The sequence below is a fragment of the Citrobacter sp. TBCP-5362 genome (assembly GCF_005406305.1).
Lineage (GTDB): Bacteria > Pseudomonadota > Gammaproteobacteria > Enterobacterales > Enterobacteriaceae > Citrobacter_B > Citrobacter_B koseri.
Map to the genome: position 1 here is coordinate 793,292 of NZ_CP040234.1, position 16,941 is coordinate 810,232.

At 54.5% G+C, this 16,941-nt stretch carries 15 protein-coding genes; 13 read left to right on the forward strand and 2 right to left on the reverse strand.

What is annotated here, in order from left to right; translation table 11 throughout:
• Positions 1-39 precede the first annotated feature (39 nt).
• From epd to fbaA, 3 genes are all read left to right on the forward strand, one after another.
• Positions 40-1,059: an erythrose-4-phosphate dehydrogenase gene (epd, locus tag FD428_RS03835; RefSeq protein ID WP_012135037.1), complete on the forward strand. Its 1,020-nt coding sequence runs from the start codon at positions 40-42 to the stop codon at positions 1,057-1,059.
• Positions 1,060-1,140: 81 nt separating this feature from the next.
• On the forward strand, positions 1,141-2,304 hold the full coding sequence (gene pgk, locus FD428_RS03840) for a phosphoglycerate kinase (RefSeq protein WP_024130932.1): 1,164 nt from the start codon (positions 1,141-1,143) through the stop codon (positions 2,302-2,304).
• 100 nt (positions 2,305-2,404) lie between these two features.
• A complete protein-coding gene (gene fbaA / locus FD428_RS03845) occupies positions 2,405-3,484 on the forward strand; it encodes a class II fructose-bisphosphate aldolase (RefSeq protein ID WP_012135034.1) in 1,080 nt (359 codons plus the stop codon).
• A gap of 134 nt (positions 3,485-3,618) precedes the next feature.
• Here the strand turns inward: fbaA and FD428_RS03850 are convergent, their stop codons facing one another.
• On the reverse strand, positions 3,619-4,524 hold the full coding sequence (locus FD428_RS03850) for a carbamate kinase (RefSeq protein WP_012135033.1): 906 nt from the start codon (positions 4,522-4,524) through the stop codon (positions 3,619-3,621).
• A 337-nt stretch (positions 4,525-4,861) separates the two neighbouring features.
• Between FD428_RS03850 and FD428_RS03855 the strand changes: the two genes are divergently transcribed.
• The 8 genes from FD428_RS03855 to FD428_RS03890 all read left to right on the forward strand — a co-directional run bounded on the left by FD428_RS03855 (position 4,862) and on the right by FD428_RS03890 (position 13,504).
• Positions 4,862-6,085 (forward strand): MFS transporter, encoded by a 1,224-nt coding sequence (locus FD428_RS03855; protein WP_012135031.1) that lies wholly within the window; start codon positions 4,862-4,864, stop codon positions 6,083-6,085.
• A 13-nt stretch (positions 6,086-6,098) separates the two neighbouring features.
• Positions 6,099-7,760 (forward strand): acyl-CoA synthetase FdrA, encoded by a 1,662-nt coding sequence (locus FD428_RS03860; RefSeq protein WP_114848313.1) that lies wholly within the window; start codon positions 6,099-6,101, stop codon positions 7,758-7,760.
• Between the two features lie 16 nt (positions 7,761-7,776).
• On the forward strand, positions 7,777-9,039 hold the full coding sequence (locus FD428_RS03865) for a DUF1116 domain-containing protein (RefSeq protein ID WP_058668064.1): 1,263 nt from the start codon (positions 7,777-7,779) through the stop codon (positions 9,037-9,039).
• 94 nt (positions 9,040-9,133) lie between these two features.
• Positions 9,134-10,006, forward strand: coding sequence for a DUF2877 domain-containing protein (locus tag FD428_RS03870; RefSeq protein ID WP_114848312.1), 873 nt, complete (start codon positions 9,134-9,136; stop codon positions 10,004-10,006).
• Positions 9,924-10,856 (forward strand): HTH-type transcriptional activator AllS, encoded by a 933-nt coding sequence (allS, locus tag FD428_RS03875; protein WP_114848311.1) that lies wholly within the window; start codon positions 9,924-9,926, stop codon positions 10,854-10,856. The genes FD428_RS03870 and allS overlap by 83 nt, the downstream gene beginning before the upstream one ends.
• 129 nt (positions 10,857-10,985) lie before the next feature.
• A complete protein-coding gene (locus tag FD428_RS03880; RefSeq protein WP_114848310.1) occupies positions 10,986-11,843 on the forward strand; it encodes a small-conductance mechanosensitive channel MscS in 858 nt (285 codons plus the stop codon).
• Positions 11,844-12,046: 203 nt separating this feature from the next.
• Positions 12,047-12,682: an arginine exporter ArgO gene (gene argO / locus FD428_RS03885; RefSeq protein WP_058668062.1), complete on the forward strand. Its 636-nt coding sequence runs from the start codon at positions 12,047-12,049 to the stop codon at positions 12,680-12,682.
• 93 nt (positions 12,683-12,775) lie between these two features.
• Positions 12,776-13,504 (forward strand): oxidative stress defense protein, encoded by a 729-nt coding sequence (locus tag FD428_RS03890; protein ID WP_012135022.1) that lies wholly within the window; start codon positions 12,776-12,778, stop codon positions 13,502-13,504.
• A 154-nt stretch (positions 13,505-13,658) separates the two neighbouring features.
• On the opposite strand, the gene argP is transcribed toward FD428_RS03890, so the two are convergent.
• Positions 13,659-14,552, reverse strand: a complete 894-nt coding sequence (argP, locus tag FD428_RS03895; RefSeq protein ID WP_012135021.1) for a DNA-binding transcriptional regulator ArgP — start codon at positions 14,550-14,552, stop codon at positions 13,659-13,661.
• A gap of 158 nt (positions 14,553-14,710) precedes the next feature.
• Between argP and rpiA the strand changes: the two genes are divergently transcribed.
• Together rpiA and serA are read left to right on the forward strand one after the other, a co-directional pair.
• Positions 14,711-15,370: a ribose-5-phosphate isomerase RpiA gene (rpiA, locus tag FD428_RS03900; protein WP_024130929.1), complete on the forward strand. Its 660-nt coding sequence runs from the start codon at positions 14,711-14,713 to the stop codon at positions 15,368-15,370.
• 268 nt (positions 15,371-15,638) lie between these two features.
• The gene (serA, locus tag FD428_RS03905; RefSeq protein ID WP_047461397.1) at positions 15,639-16,871 is read left to right on the forward strand and encodes a phosphoglycerate dehydrogenase; all 1,233 of its coding nucleotides are present in this window, start codon (positions 15,639-15,641) and stop codon (positions 16,869-16,871) included.
• Positions 16,872-16,941 lie beyond the last annotated feature (70 nt).

Genomic DNA, 16,941 nt, shown 5'->3' on the forward strand with positions numbered 1-16,941 from the left:
TCAGCCTCATCTGAATCGGGATAGCCTTGCAGGAGACCTATGACCGTACGCGTAGCGATTAATGGCTTTGGTCGCATCGGGCGTAACGTGGTTCGTGCTTTGTATGAATCAGGACGCCGGGCGGAAATCAGCGTGGTGGCAATCAACGAACTTGCGGATGCTGCGGGCATGGCGCATTTGTTGAAATATGACACCAGCCATGGACGTTTTGCATGGGATGTTCGCCAGGAGCGCGAGCAGCTCATCGTCGGTGACGACACGATTCGCATTTTGCACGAGCGAACGCTGGATGCGCTGCCCTGGCGCGAACTGAGTATTGATGTCGTGCTGGATTGCACGGGCGTGTACGGTAATCGTGAACACGGCGAGGCGCATCTTGCCGCTGGCGCGAAAAAAGTGCTCTTTTCACATCCCGGCAGCCACGATCTTGACGCCACCGTCGTGTTTGGCGTGAACCAGGAGCAATTGCGTGCGGAACACCGCATCGTATCGAATGCGTCCTGTACCACGAATTGCATCATCCCCGTCATTAAATTGTTAGATGATGCATACGGCATTGAGTCGGGAACCGTCACGACGATCCACTCCGCCATGCACGATCAGCAGGTGATCGACGCGTACCATTCCGATCTGCGACGCACCCGCGCCGCCAGCCAGTCGATTATTCCGGTTGATACCAAACTGGCGGCGGGCATTACGCGAATTTTCCCGCAGTTCAACGACCGTTTTGAGGCGATTGCGGTACGCGTACCGACCATAAATGTGACGGCGATCGACTTAAGCGTGACGGTGAAAAAGCCGGTAAAAGCCAATGAAGTCAACCAGTTGCTGCAAAAAGCAGCACATGGGGCATTTCATGGTATAGTTGACTATACGGAATTGCCGTTGGTCTCGATAGATTTCAACCACGACCCGCATAGCGCCATCGTTGATGGCACCCAGACCCGGGTCAGTGGCGCCCACCTGATCAAGACATTGGTCTGGTGCGATAATGAATGGGGCTTTGCTAACCGAATGCTCGACACGACGTTAGCGATGGCCGCAGTTGGTTTCAAGTAGGACATTCCATGCGCAAAATCCTTCAAAAGGATGAAGCGCATGACGTCTGCAAAACTTTATGAATCAATGAGAGGATTCACCATGTCTGTAATTAAGATGACCGATCTGGATCTTGCTGGTAAACGTGTTTTTATCCGTGCGGATCTGAACGTTCCAGTTAAAGAAGGGAAAGTAACCAGCGACGCGCGTATTCGTGCTTCCCTGCCGACCATCGAACTGGCCCTGAAACAGGGTGCGAAAGTGATGGTTACTTCCCACCTGGGTCGTCCTACCGAAGGCGAGTACAACGAAGAATTCTCTCTGCTGCCGGTTGTTAACTACCTGAAAGACAAACTGTCCAATCCGGTTCGCCTGGTAAAAGATTACCTGGACGGCGTTGAAGTGGCTGCTGGTGAACTGGTGGTTCTGGAAAACGTTCGCTTTAACAAAGGCGAGAAGAAAGACGACGAAGCCCTGTCTAAGAAATACGCTGCGCTGTGCGACGTATTCGTGATGGACGCTTTCGGTACCGCGCACCGCGCTCAGGCTTCTACCCACGGTATCGGTAAATTCGCCGATGTCGCTTGCGCAGGTCCGCTGCTGGCGGCAGAACTGGATGCGCTGGGTAAAGCGCTGAAAGAACCGGCTCGCCCGATGGTGGCTATCGTTGGCGGTTCTAAAGTGTCTACCAAACTGACCGTTCTGGACTCCCTGTCCAAAATCGCTGACCAGCTGATCGTTGGCGGCGGCATCGCAAACACCTTCGTTGCCGCTCAGGGCCACAATGTGGGCAAATCCCTGTACGAAGCTGACCTGGTTGACGAAGCGAAACGCCTGCTGACCACCTGTGATATCCCGGTTCCAACTGACGTACGCGTAGCAACCGAGTTCTCCGAAACCGCTACCGCGACCCTGAAATCTGTTAACGACATCAAAGACGACGAGCAGATTCTGGACCTGGGCGATACTTCCGCTGAGAAACTGGCTGACATCCTGAAGAATGCGAAAACCATTCTGTGGAACGGCCCGGTTGGCGTGTTCGAATTCCCGAACTTCCGTAAAGGCACCGAAATTGTTGCCAACGCGATCGCAGACAGCGAAGCGTTCTCTATCGCAGGCGGCGGCGACACTCTGGCGGCAATCGACCTGTTCGGCATTGCTGACAAAATCTCCTACATCTCCACTGGCGGTGGCGCATTCCTCGAATTCGTGGAAGGCAAAGTGCTGCCAGCAGTAGCAATGCTCGAAGAGCGCGCTAAGAAGTAATCGTTACGGGCAGGGATTCCTGCCCGTTGATTTATTGCCGTGCTGACATTCAGGGCGGCCCGTGTTTTTTCTAAGGCCCGACGATACAGGACAACGAAACATGTCTAAAATTTTTGATTTCGTAAAACCAGGCGTAATTACTGGTGATGACGTACAGAAAGTGTTCCAGGTAGCAAAAGAAAACAACTTTGCTCTGCCAGCAGTTAACTGCGTGGGCACCGATTCCATCAACGCCGTTCTGGAAACCGCTGCGAAAGTTAAAGCGCCGGTCATCGTCCAGTTCTCCAACGGTGGCGCTTCCTTTATCGCGGGTAAAGGCGTGAAAACCGACGTTCCTCAGGGCTCGGCAATCCTGGGCGCTATCTCTGGCGCGCATCACGTTCACCAGATGGCTGAACACTACGGTGTTCCGGTAATTCTGCACACCGACCACTGCGCGAAGAAACTGCTGCCGTGGATCGACGGTCTGCTGGACGCGGGTGAAAAACATTTCGCTGCGACCGGTAAGCCGCTGTTCTCTTCTCACATGATCGACCTGTCTGAAGAGTCTCTGGAAGAGAACATCGAAATCTGCTCCAAATACCTGGCGCGCATGGCCAAAATGGGCATGACTCTGGAAATCGAACTGGGTTGCACCGGTGGTGAAGAAGACGGCGTGGACAACAGCCACATGGACGCTTCTGCACTGTACACCCAGCCGGAAGACGTTGATTACGCGTACACTGAGCTGAGCAAAATCAGCCCGCGTTTCACCATCGCGGCTTCCTTCGGTAACGTACACGGTGTTTACAAACCGGGTAACGTGGTTCTGACCCCGACCATCCTGCGCGACTCTCAGGAATATGTTTCTAAGAAACACAACCTGCCGCACAATAGCCTGAACTTCGTATTCCACGGTGGTTCCGGTTCTACCGCTCAGGAAATCAAAGACTCCGTAAGCTACGGCGTAATCAAAATGAACATCGATACCGATACCCAATGGGCGACCTGGGAAGGTGTTCTGAAGTATTACAAAGATAACGAAGCGTATCTTCAGGGTCAGCTGGGCAACCCGAAAGGCGAAGATCAGCCGAACAAGAAATACTACGATCCGCGCGTATGGCTGCGTGCCGGCCAGACTTCCATGATCGCGCGTCTGGAACAGGCTTTCAAAGAACTGAACGCGATTGACGTTCTGTAATTCAGCCTGCTGATTGTAAAAATGGCTTCCTTCGGGAAGCCATTTTTTTTTGCCGGATGGCGACGCGAAAGCGTCTTATCCGGCCTACGGGAAGCATGGTTGCCAATCGTAGTCGCCATCCGGCAAAAAGAGGTTTACCGCGTCACACAGGTGCCTTTTTCCCCCGCCAGAATCTGTGGCGCATCTTTTAGCGCGCCGATAAACGCAGTGTTCCCGGTCTGTTTAACAAACTGCATCACCGCTGCGGCTTTGGGGCCCATCGCACCATCGGGGGCGGCAAACGGCGCCAGTTCTTCTACCGTTGCATGGCGCAGCGCGCGCGCCTGTGGCGTTCCCCAGTTCTCATACACAGCGTCCGCATCCGTCAGGATCAACAGATGATCGGCGTGGAGAGACTGCGCCAGCACCGAGGCCGTTAAATCTTTATCAATGACCGCTTCGACTCCCTGGTATCCCTCGTCTTGTGCGATAACCGGAATGCCGCCGCCACCGCAGCAAATTACCGTATGTCCGGCATCTATCAACGTTTGTATTGCGTCACTGTCGAGAATTTTTAATGGCGTCGGAGAGGGAACAACCCGACGAATATAGTTGCCATCGGCTTTCATCAGCCAGCCGTAGCGCGCTTCCAGCTCCGCCTGCTGCGCTGGTTGATATACCGGGCCGATATACTTGCCGGGCGTTGCAAAGGCGTCATCCCGCGGATCGACCGCCACGCGGGTCATCAGCGTTGTGACAGGCGCGCCGCCGGTACATGACGCCAGTTCCTGAGCGATAGCAAAACCGATCATTCCCTGGCTTTCGGCGACCAGAATATCCAGCGGCCAGGCGGGGGAGTCTGTACAGGCCGCATTCTGTAACGCCAGCAGACCCACCTGCGGGCCGTTGCCGTGAACAATCACCAGTTGATAATCCCGGGCCAGTACGGATGCCATTCTGGCGAATACCTGAATGCTACGCTGCTGATTTTCCGCGCTAAGAATTTCTCCGCGCTGTAATAACGCATTGCCGCCAAGGGCAATGACGATTTTCTTTTTCATGATGACCTCATTGTGCGAAATATCTCGCGGTAAAAATATCGTTTTGTTATTTTCATAATGTGATGTAACCGACAGCTCATTTACCCACAAAAATATCTCGCTAATCCTTAGCGTTTTTATCTCTTTTATTTAAATTGTTTTAAAAATGATTATTAGACTTTTTTTAATAATGCAGCGGTCAGTTCCCAGGAATTTATAACAATGGATTTTGTGTGATTTTGTTCAAATGAAATGGATTTTTCCCCCGATAAGGTAGCTTCAGTTAAAACATCAAACCTCACGTATCATGTCAGATAGCATGAGGTGTTCAGCGGTAAATATTACCGGGAGATTGCTTATGTCTGGATCATATGAAGTGACTGAGGTCACGAATAAAAGAGGAATACCGGCCTGGTGGGTCACCGTTTTCCTGTTCTGGTTAGGGTGGATTTTTATGTACGCTGACCGCACGATACTCAATCCGGTAATGGGAGAGCTGGAAAAAGAATTTGGCTTAAGTGGTACGCAATTAGGTATTCTTAATTCAGTTTTCTATTTTTCTTATGCTTTGCTTCAGGTTCCTGCAGGCATTCTGGGCGATAAGATTGGCAAAAAGAAAGTGCTGGTGCCGGGGTTTATTCTTTTTGGCGTATTCACCGCCGTCACCGGTTGGGCGAAAAGCTGGTATACGCTGCTGTTTGCCCGCGTGGTTACGGGAGCGGGGGAAGGGACTTACTATGGCCCGCAGTATGGCTTGTCTTCCGAGCAGATCCCCAAAAAATACCGCTCGCTGGGCAGCGCAATCATCAATAGCGGGATGGCCTTTGGTATTGCGCTGGGCCTGATGACCTCCAGTTGGCTGGTGTACGACCAGGGGTATTCATGGCGTATGCCATTTTACGCGATGGCGATCCCCTCCGTGCTGGTTGGGATTGCGATCTGGTTGTTTGTGAAAGAGAAGAAGCGCACGGCCGAAGCCGATGGCAAGCCGGTAAAAAAAGGGAATTTCAGCGACCTTCTGAAAAACCGTAATTTAATTATCACCTATATTATGGTGTTCTGTAGCCTGTTTGGTTTCTTCGTTATTCTGACCTGGCTTCCCTATTATCTGCAAAGTGAACGTGGCATCGCGGGCAGTGAAACCGGATTTATTTCTTCGCTGGTGGCATGGATTTCAATTCCTGGCGCGCTGTTATTCTCCAGCTTGTCTGACAAACTGGGTAAGCGTAAACCATTAATTATGTTCCTGGTGCCCGTTGCCATTCTCAGCATGCTGTCAATTATCTGGATGCCAAATATGACCGGCGTCATTATCGCTCTGTGCGTTTATGGCCTTGTCGGGAAACTGGCGCTGGACCCGGTACTGGTCGCTCTGGTGGCGGATAGCGTCGATGAAAATAATTACAGCACGGCATTTGGCTTATTTAATTTTATCGGCATGAGTTCATCCATTCTGGCACCCATTATTGCAGGCGCAGCGCGTGATATCACCGGAAGTCTGGCTTCCAGTTTCTATGTTTCAGCCGCGCTGCTGGCTGTCGGTTTATTCGCCATGTTGTTTTTAAAAGAAAAACGCACATAAAGAGGTAGCGGTAATGATTTACGCCTTTATTAAAAAGGGAAGTTTTCAGGACTCCGTCAGCCTGATGATTATTTCCCGAAAACTCAGTGAACGCCCGGAAGTTGATCAGGTCTCGGTGATGATGGGCACGCCAGCGAATAAGTCGATGCTGGATTCAACCGGGTTCTGGCATGACGATTTTGCCGATGCCACGCCAAACGATATTTGCGTGGCGGTGCGAACCGAAGGCGAACAGCCCGGCATTCTGGATTTGATTCGTGAGCAACTGGAGAAAGAACTGAATGCGATGACGAATGCCTCGGGCAGCGCGCACCAGTTGATCAAAGCGCGCCGCTGGGAGAGCGCATGTCAAAAATTACCCCAGGCCAATCTGCTGTTAGTTTCCGTTGCCGGGGAATATGCCGCATCGGTTGCCAGAGAGGGGCTGCTGGCGAATAAAAACGTGATGCTGTTTTCCGATAATGTGCCGCTGGAACAGGAGGTCGAGCTGAAAACAATGGCGCGCGAGCGGGGGCTGATTGTGATGGGGCCTGACTGCGGCACGGCGATGATTGCCGGAAGTCCGCTGGCGTTTGCCAACGTACTGCCTGAAGGCGGGATTGGCGTAATTGGCGCATCGGGGACGGGGATTCAGGAAGTGACGTCGCAGATTGCGCTGCATCAGCAGGGAATCAGCCATGCGATAGGTCTGGGCGGGCGCGACCTGAGCGCGGAAGTGGGCGGCATCAGCGCGCTGACCGCGCTCGACATGCTGGCCGCGGATGACGCCACGCGGGTGATTGCTTTTGTCTCCAAACCGCCGTCGCCGCAGGTGCGAACCCGCATCATTGCGGCCATGCAAAATGTGGGGAAACCGGTGGTCGCGTTGTTCCTCGGGCGTCAACCGGAACAGCGCCGTGAAGGTAACGTCTGGCTGGCGAACTCCTTGTCGGATGCCGCCCAGCTGGCGGTGCTGCTGATGCGCGTGGCGCAACAGCGACGGATTCAGCCGGAAGTGACAGGGAAAGGTATTTATGGCCTGTACGCCGGGGGCACGCTGGCAGCCGAAGCCGCCATGCTGCTCTCCGCCGGGCTGGGCGTCCCCGTCAGCGAAAGCCACGACCAGGGCGTGATGCTGGAGGCTGACGGCCATCGCATTGTCGACCTTGGTGATGACAGTTACACCCTGGGCAGACCTCATCCGATGATTGATCCAACTACCCGCAGTATTGAAATTGAAAAACTGACCGCAATGCCGGCAGTGGGCGTGCTGCTGCTGGATGTGGTGCTGGGCTATGGCGCTTGTGCCGACCCGGCGGGAGCGGTCGTCGAGGCGATAGAGCAAGTGCGCGCCAAACGCGCCGCGCCGCTGGTGGTGATTGCCACCCTGACCGGTACTGATGTCGACCCGCAGGGGCGCAGCGGGCAGGCGGAAAAACTTCGCGAGGCCGGGATTGCGGTGGTGGAAACGCTGGAAGAAGCCGTCCTGCTCGCCATCAGTCTTACACGCCATCAGGAGCGCGGCATACCGCAAGCACATAGCGCGCTTCTTGATGGCGTGCAGGTCATCAACGCCGGGTTGCGCAGCTTCGCGCTGGATCTGCAAAGCAGCGGTACGCCGGTTGTGCATTATCAGTGGGCGCCCGTTGCCGGTGGCAACGCCCGTCTCGCCAGTCTACTCAAACAGTTACATTAAGTTCAGAGGTATGGATATGTATTCATCTATTGCACAGGCCAACGAAGCCATTATTGAACGAATCAAAGCCGCGCGCCCACATTGGGTTGCGGTACGCCCGGCGAAAGACGCGGTGGCCGAATTAGCGTCTGGACGTAAATTACTGCACGCCGGCCCGCCGATCGCCTGGGAAGAGATGACCGGCCCGATGCGCGGTGCCTGTATCGGCGCGTCGCTGTTTGAAGGCTGGGCGGCCAGCGAGGAAGAGGCCGTACGCATGCTGGAACAAGGTGAGGTGGCGTTTATTCCTTGTCATCATGTGGGCGCGGTGGGGCCGATGGGCGGTATCACCTCCGCCAGTATGCCGGTGCTGGTGGTACGTGACGTGGTGCATGGCAACTTGTCCTGCTGCAACCTTAATGAAGGGATCGGCAAAGTGATGCGTTTCGGCGCTTACGGCGATGACGTCCAGAAACGCCTGCGCTGGATGCGTGATGTGCTGGCGCCGGTGTTGCAGGAAGCGCTCTCGCGGATGGAAAACGGCGTCGATCTGACGGCGCTGATGGCGCAGGCGATCACTATGGGGGATGAGTTCCACCAGCGTAATATTGCCGCCTCTTCTTTGCTGCTGCGCACGTTGTCGCCAGTGATCGCCGGACTGGATCGTCCGAAGGCTGAAATCATTGACGTGCTGCAATTCCTCAGTGTCACCGACCAGTTCTTCCTCAACCTGGCGATGGCTTACAGTAAAGCGGTGATGGATGCGGCGGCGGAAATTAAAGCCGGATCGGTCGTTACGGCCATGACGCGTAACGGTCGCGACTTTGGTATTCGCGTAAGCGGCACCGGCGACCGTTGGTTTACCGCGCCGGTGAATACGCCGCAGGGGCTGTTTTTTACCGGTTACAGCCAGGCCGATGCGAACCCGGATATTGGCGACAGCGCCATCACGGAAACGTTGGGGATCGGCGGCGCGGCAATGATTGCCGCGCCTGGCGTAACGCGTTTTGTCGGCGCAGGTGGTATGGGGGCGGCGCTGGAAACGTCGGAAGAGATGGCTGAAATCTATCTGTCCAGCAATCCGCTGTTCCAGATTCCGTCCTGGGATTTCAGGGGTGCCTGCCTGGGGCTGGATATTCGCCGCGTTGTTGAAACGGGGATCACGCCGCTGATTAATACCGGTATTGCCCATCGGGAAGCGGGAATTGGGCAGGTGGGGGCGGGAACCGTACGCGCTCCGCTGCTTTGCTTTGAAAAAGCGCTGGAAGCGCTGGCGGAGTTGCATCACATCACGGCGTAATCGCTTTGCCCGGTGGCGCTACGCTTACCGGGCCTACGGTCTGGCAATGCTGTAAAGGCGTTTACGCCGCCATCCGGCATACTGGAGTGTACCGATGAGCATTATCAATCCCCTGGCCTGTGCCGGACTTTATCGACTTCCCGATGGTGAGTGGTCGTTACACAGCCGCTTCTCGCAGGCGATTAACTTTTGCCATTCCGGTGGCGAGCTGTTGACGCTGTTTCGCTATGGGAAAGGAATGGGGCCGACGGGCGTGTTACTGAGCACTGCGCAGTTTTCCCGCGTGTCCCATGTTGAACGACTTATCAAACAGGGGAACACCCTGTGGGGGCAGGGCATAATGCTTGACCCTCGTCGCATACTTCGTGTGTCGCTGAGTTCTGCTGCTGTCGCTCCTGTCGATCTCTCATTCTGTACGCAACGCAGCGGCTTCTCCGGGGCGTTAAATCAACCGCTGACGGCTATGCCGCACTATCCTGAAATAATTAAGCAGCTTGCATGCTGGCATCATGGCATGATGCCGGACTGGCGCTGGCTTATCGGGTGCGGGCCAGGGCTGACGCCCAGCGGCGATGATATGCTGACGGGTATGCTTGCCGTGCTGTATGCCGCCGGGTTTTCTGCGCGGCTGGGGCATTTCTTACCTCCGGCGGATCAGCTTGCGCAACTTACAACATCGGTAAGTTGCAGTTATCTGAACAGCGCCAGAATGGGGGAGTTTTCAATACCGGTGCTGAAGGTGATGCGTCGTTTACAGTCAGAGCGCGACCCGCAGCCCGCGATTCAGCGTTTGCTCGCGGTTGGACACACTTCAGGCGCCGATACATTACTGGGGATAGCAATAGCGCAACGGTGGTTACAGATGGTCGACTCAAGGGGAAGGCATGCTCGATCAGGAAACAATACGCACATTTATTCGGGTTGCGGAGACGGAGAGCTTTTCCCGCGCGGCCAGCTCGCTACATAAAACGCCAGCGGCGATCAGCTATCGCATAAAAACGCTGGAGGAGCAGGTGGGAACGCAGCTTTTTTTACGTACGACCCGATCGGTCAGCCTGACTCTTGCCGGGCAGCACCTGCTTGAGCATTGCCGCCAGTGGCTTAACTGGCTGGATGCAATGCCGGACGAGCTTCAGCAGATCAACGCAGGCGTTGAGCGGCAGGTGAATATCGTTATCAATAACCTGCTGTATCAGCCGCAGACCACGGCGGACTTACTGACGTGGTTACATCAACAGTTTCCGTTTACCCGTTTTCAAATTTCCCGTCAGGTCTACATGGGCGTGTGGGATTCGCTTTTGTATGACGACTTCCAGTTAGCGATTGGCGTAACGGGCTCGGAGTCGCTCTCCAATAACATCTCTCTGCTGCCGCTGGGGGATATCAGCTGGCAGTTTGTGGTGGCGCAGAGTCATCCTTTGGCGAGCCATTCTGCGCCGGTATTGTCTGACGATATGCTGCGCCGTTACCCCGCCATTAATATTGAAGATACTTCGCGAACGCTGACGCGCCGTGTTGCCTGGTTGCTGAGCGGACAAAAGGAGATCAAGGTTCCTGATCTCAGCACCAAGCTGGCCTGCCATTTAAGCGGCCTCGGCGTCGGTTTTTTACCGGAGCGATTGTGCCGTCCGTATGTCGAGTCCGGGGCGCTGGTTGCCCGCTCAGTGGTCAATCCACGCCAGCCTTCGCCGCTTTCTATCGCCTGGAAGAATGCGGGCAGCGGAAAAGTGGTGAGTGAAATCGCCGACGTCTTTAAGCAGAAGAGTGCATTAGTGAGCGGATTTATCAGAATGGTCGATCGACCTGCGGAGTATTAACGCTGCGCGTTTCCTTGATGGGATCATGTTGAAAAATGGCATATTCGACTGTTTTTGTTTACCTTTAAAAGGTCGTTTTCGTGAGAATGATCTCATTTGCGTTTTTTTGATATGACCAAGGAATATTGAATGGAAGATTTGAATGTTGTCGACAGCATAAATGGTGCGGGCACCTGGCTGGTGCGCAACCAGGAGCTGCTGCTAAGTTATGCGGTTAACATCGTTGCGGCTATCGCTATCATCATCATCGGGATGATCGTGGCGCGTATTGTTTCCAATACCGTTAATCGCCTGATGCTGGCGCGCCATATTGATGCGACCGTGGCTGACTTCCTGTCTGCGCTGGTGCGTTACGGCATTATTGCCTTTACGCTGATTGCCGCGCTGGGGCGCGTTGGCGTACAAACGGCTTCCGTTATCGCTGTGTTGGGTGCCGCTGGTTTAGCGGTCGGTCTGGCCTTACAAGGCTCTTTGTCTAACCTCGCGGCAGGCGTACTGCTGGTGATGTTCCGTCCTTTCCGCGCGGGAGAATATGTCGATCTCGGCGGCGTCGCGGGTACGGTACTGAACGTACAAATTTTTTCGACCACCATGCGTACCGTGGACGGCAAAATTGTGGTGATCCCGAATGGCAAGATTATTGCCGGAAATATCATTAACTTTTCCCGCGAACCGGTGCGTCGTAACGAATTTATCATTGGCGTGGCGTATGACTCTGATATCGACCAGGTGAAAAAAATCCTGACCGATATTATCCAGTCCGACGAGCGTATTCTGAAAGACCGTGAAATGACGGTGCGCCTGAATGAGCTGGGCTCCTCCTCCATTAATTTCGTGGTGCGCGCATGGAGTAAAAGCGGCGATCTGCAAAATGTTTACTGGGATGTGCTGGAACGCATTAAACGTGAGTTCGATGCCGCAGGCATCAGCTTCCCGTATCCGCAGATGGACGTGAATTTCAAACGAGTGAAAGAGAACGCGGAATAAGCCGTTTGCCGTTTCGCCCGGTGGCGCTGTCGCTTACCGGGCCTACAGGTTGTTTTGTAGGCCGGATAAGGCGTTAGCCGCCATCCGGCATTTCCTTCCCCCTTTATTAATTCCCCTAATCTGCGATTAAAATTATCAATTTCCGCTAATGATTCTCTCGCGCTATAGTCTGCGCTTAAGAGAAACAGTTCGGAATAATTATCGTGATATCTTATTATTTTCAAGGTCTTGCGCTTGGTGCGGCCATGATTCTGCCGCTCGGCCCGCAGAATGCGTTTGTGATGAATCAGGGGATTCGTCGGCAGTATCACATCATGATTGCGCTGCTTTGCGCGATCAGCGATTTAGTGCTTATCTGCGCAGGCATCTTTGGCGGCAGCGCATTGCTCATGCAGTCTCCCTGGCTGATGGCGTTAGTGACCTGGGGCGGTGTGGCGTTTTTATTGTGGTACGGCTTTGGCGCGTTAAAAACGGCAATGAGCAGCAACCTGGAACTGGCCAGCGCAGAGGTGATGAAGCAGGGGCGCTGGAAAATCATCGCCACAATGCTGGCGGTGACGTGGCTGAATCCGCACGTTTATCTGGACACTTTCGTGGTACTGGGTAGCCTGGGCGGGCAACTGGATATGGAGCCGAAGCGTTGGTTCGCTTTGGGAACCGTTAGCGCCTCTTTCCTGTGGTTCTTCGGTCTGGCGCTGCTGGCCGCCTGGCTGGCGCCGCGACTGCGTACCGCCAAAGCCCAGCGTATCATCAATACTCTGGTAGGGCTGGTGATGTGGTTTATCGCTTTTCAACTGGCAAAAGAAGGGGTTGCACACGTTCACGCATTGTTCAACTAAGCGTTGTCTGATGGACAACGCGCAGATACCCGCTAAGCTTGCCTGCATGCGCCCTGAGTTTCAGGGCGATTAACGTAACATGGAGGAGCGACAGTGAAGTTCAAAGTGATGGCCCTTGCGGCATTAGTCGGATTTAGCGCAATCCCGGTACAGGCAAATGAGTTGCCGAATGGACCGCACATCGTGACTTCCGGGACGGCAAGCGTAGATGCGACGCCTGACATCGCCACCCTGGCGATTGAAGTCAACGTGTCGGCAAAGGATGCCGCTTCCGCCAAGAAACAGGCCGATGAGCGTGTTGCGCAATACCTTTCTTTCCTTGAACAAAATCAGATTGCCAAGAAAGACATCAGCTCTGCAAACCTGCGCACTCAGCCGGACTATGACTACCAGAATGGTAAAAGTGTGCTGAAAGGCTACCGCGCGGTGCGAACCGTTGAAGTTACGCTGCGCCAGCTGGACAAACTCAACTCTCTGCTGGATGGCGCGCTGAAAGCGGGTCTGAATGAGATCCGTTCGGTGTCATTAGGCGTTGCGCAACCGGATGCCTATAAAGATAAAGCGCGTAAAGCGGCGATTGACGACGCGGTTCACCAGGCTGAGCAACTGGCAGCGGGCTTTAACAGCAAGCTGGGGCCGGTTTATAGCGTGCGTTACCACGTTTCTAATTATCAGCCGAGCCCGGTGGTGCGAATGATGAAAGCGGACGCGGCGCCTGCGGTGTCGGCCCAGGAAACCTATGAGCAGCCGACAATTCAGTTTGCTGATCAGGTCGATGTGGTGTTCCAGTTAGAACCAGCAGCAGAGACAAAAGCACAGTAAGCGTTGTTGAAACGTCTTATCCGGCCTACAAACCATCGTAGGCCCGGCAAGCGCAGCGCCCCGGGCAAATTGCCGGATGGCGGCGTAAACGCCTTATCCGGCCTACAAAATAACCTGTAGGCCTGATAAGCGTAGCGTCATCAGGCACGGCGCGTTAATCCTGCCTTAAAACCTTATGCCCATACTCCAGCAGCGCGTCAGTCACGTTGCGCATCATACGGCTTTCCGGCGCAAAACGGTGCCAGTAGAGCATCCGACGCTGGAACAGGCCAGGCGTTAAATCGATCAGCTCACCGCTCTCCAGCTCTTTCTCGATCTGCAAATGCGGGATCATACAGCAGGTGGTGCCCTGACGCGCGAGCTGTACGAAGGCTTCGGAAGAGTTAACGATATGGCACGGCACGCTGCCCGGCGGTAAATCGAAGTTCTGCTGTAAAAAGGCCTGGTGCATGTCGTCCAGATGGTCAAACGCCACTGCGGGCGCTTTCAACAGCGCGGAACGGGTGACGCCGTTGGGGAAGTAGCGCTCGGCGAAGGGTTTTGATCCCACGAACAGATAGTCGAGCGCGCCAAGTTTGTCTACCAGGCAGCTTGGCAGCGCCTGGTGCTGAATACTCACCGCGCCAACCACTTCGCCGCGACGCAGACGTTCCTGGGTGCGGGTTTCATCTTCCACCTGCAAATTGAGGCGAATAGGCGAGTCGGCCAGAACCGGCGCCAGCGCCGGAAGCAGCCAGGTCGCCAGACTGTCGGCGTTGACCGCCAGTGACAGCAGCAGCGGCGTGGAGCCGGTTTGCTCATCGCCAAGCCACTCATCTTCCAGTAGCTCTACCTGACGCAGCAGCGCCAGCAATTTTTGTCCTTGTTCGGTAGGACGCGGCGGAACGGTACGTACCAGCAGCGGTTGCCCAAACATATTCTCAAGCTGTTTTATGCGTTGTGAGACAGCGGATTGTGTGATGCACAACTTCTGTGCGGCGCGTTCAAATCCCCGTTCACGAATCACCGCATCCAGCGCTTGTAGTGTTCTGTAGTCTGGACGTTTCATTGCTCTGAGGTACTCCTGAAATTTTTCTTATCCCGCACTATGACATAAATTTCACTCAGGTACAGACGAAATCCGCCGCTTGCGAGCGGGGTCGGAGGGATTTTTTCGCACAATGATCTATAATGCGCCTGAATTTTCACACCACAGGCGAAACGATCATGACGCAGGATGAACTGAAAAAAGCAGTAGGATGGGCGGCACTTCAGTATGTACAGCCCGGCACCATTGTGGGCGTAGGTACCGGTTCAACAGCCGCGCACTTTATTGATGCGCTGGGCACAATGAAAGGTCAGATTGAAGGGGCGGTGTCCAGCTCGGATGCATCTACTGAAAAACTCAAGAGCCTCGGCATTACCGTTTTCGATCTGAATGAAGTGGACAGCCTGGGCGTCTATGTTGATGGCGCGGATGAGATCAACGGCCACATGCAGATGATTAAAGGCGGCGGCGCGGCGCTGACGCGTGAGAAAATCATTGCTTCGGTGGCGAAGAAATTCATCTGCATCGCGGATGCCTCCAAAGAGGTCGATATTCTGGGTAAATTCCCGCTGCCGGTGGAAGTGATCCCGATGGCGCGCAGCGCTGTCGCACGCCAGTTAGTGAAGCTGGGCGGTCGTCCTGAGTACCGTCAGGGCGTAGTCACTGATAACGGCAATGTGATCCTCGACGTATACGGCATGGAAATTCTTGATCCGATCGCGATGGAAAACGCGATTAACGCCATTCCGGGCGTCGTGACCGTCGGCCTGTTCGCCAACCGTGGCGCGGATGTGGCGCTGATTGGTACGGCAGACGGCGTAAAAACTATCGTAAAATGATCTGGCGAGGGTGATTCATCCCGCGTTAAAAAAATTTGGCAGGGCAAATTTGGTGACTTGTGTCACGTTTTGGATGTTGCCCTGCCGATCTCTCCAAAGAAAATCTTATCCCCAGCATTTTCCTCTGCCATTTCACGCTGAATGATATTTCTTCAGAGTGGCGACGCAAACGTTCATATTGCCGCAATAGTTTTTTTTGATATGTTGAAAGGCGGATACAAATCCACATACAACACATCAGTTTCGATAAAAAGACAGGGTCGGGGAAATGGCAAAGGTATCACTGGAGAAAGACAAGATTAAATTTCTGCTGGTTGAAGGTGTGCACCAAAAGGCACTCGAAAACCTTCGCGCGGCAGGTTATACCAACATCGAATTTCACAAAGGCGCTCTGGATACTGAGCAGTTGAAAGAGTCCATCCGTGATGCCCATTTCATTGGCCTGCGATCCCGAACCCATCTGACCGAAGATGTGATTGACGCCGCAGAGAAACTGGTGGCGATTGGATGTTTCTGCATCGGCACCAACCAGGTTGATCTGAGCGCAGCGGCAAAACGCGGAATCCCCGTGTTTAACGCGCCGTTCTCCAACACGCGTTCTGTTGCGGAGCTGGTGATTGGCGAGCTGCTGCTACTGCTTCGCGGCGTGCCGGAAGCGAACGCGAAAGCGCACCGTGGCGTGTGGAACAAACTGGCGGCCGGTTCGTTTGAAGCGCGCGGCAAAAAGCTGGGGATCATCGGTTACGGCCACATTGGCACGCAGTTGGGCATTCTGGCGGAATCGCTGGGCATGCACGTCTTCTTCTACGATATTGAAAATAAACTGCCGCTGGGCAACGCGACCCAGGTACAGCATCTTTCCGATCTGCTGAACATGAGCGACGTTGTGAGCCTGCATGTGCCGGAAAACGCCTCCACCAAAAATATGATGGGCGCGACGGAAATCGCACTGATGAAACCGGGCGCGCTGCTGATCAACGCGTCTCGCGGTACGGTGGTGGACATCCCGGCGCTGTGCGATGCGCTGGCGAGCAAACACCTGGCGGGCGCAGCTATCGACGTGTTCCCGACGGAACCTGCGACCAACAGCGATCCGTTTACTTCTCCGCTATGTGAATTCGACAATGTGCTTCTGACGCCGCATATCGGCGGCTCTACCCAGGAAGCGCAGGAGAACATCGGCCTTGAAGTGGCGGGCAAACTGACGAAGTATTCTGATAACGGCTCTACGCTGTCTGCGGTGAACTTCCCGGAAGTTTCCCTGCCGCTGCACGGCGGTCGTCGTCTGATGCACATCCATGAAAATCGTCCGGGCGTGCTGACCGCGCTTAACCAGATTTTTGCCGAGCAGGGCGTTAACATCGCCGCACAGTATCTGCAAACGTCTGCCCAGGTCGGTTACGTGGTGATTGATATCGAAGCGGATGAAGATGTGGCGGAGAAAGCCCTGCTGGCGATGAAAGCGCTACCGGGTACGATTCGCGCTCGTCTGCTGTACTAATTTGTATACTGTGCCGGGTGGCGGCTATGCCTCACCCGGCCTGTGAGATCGGTTCGTAGGCCGGGTAAGC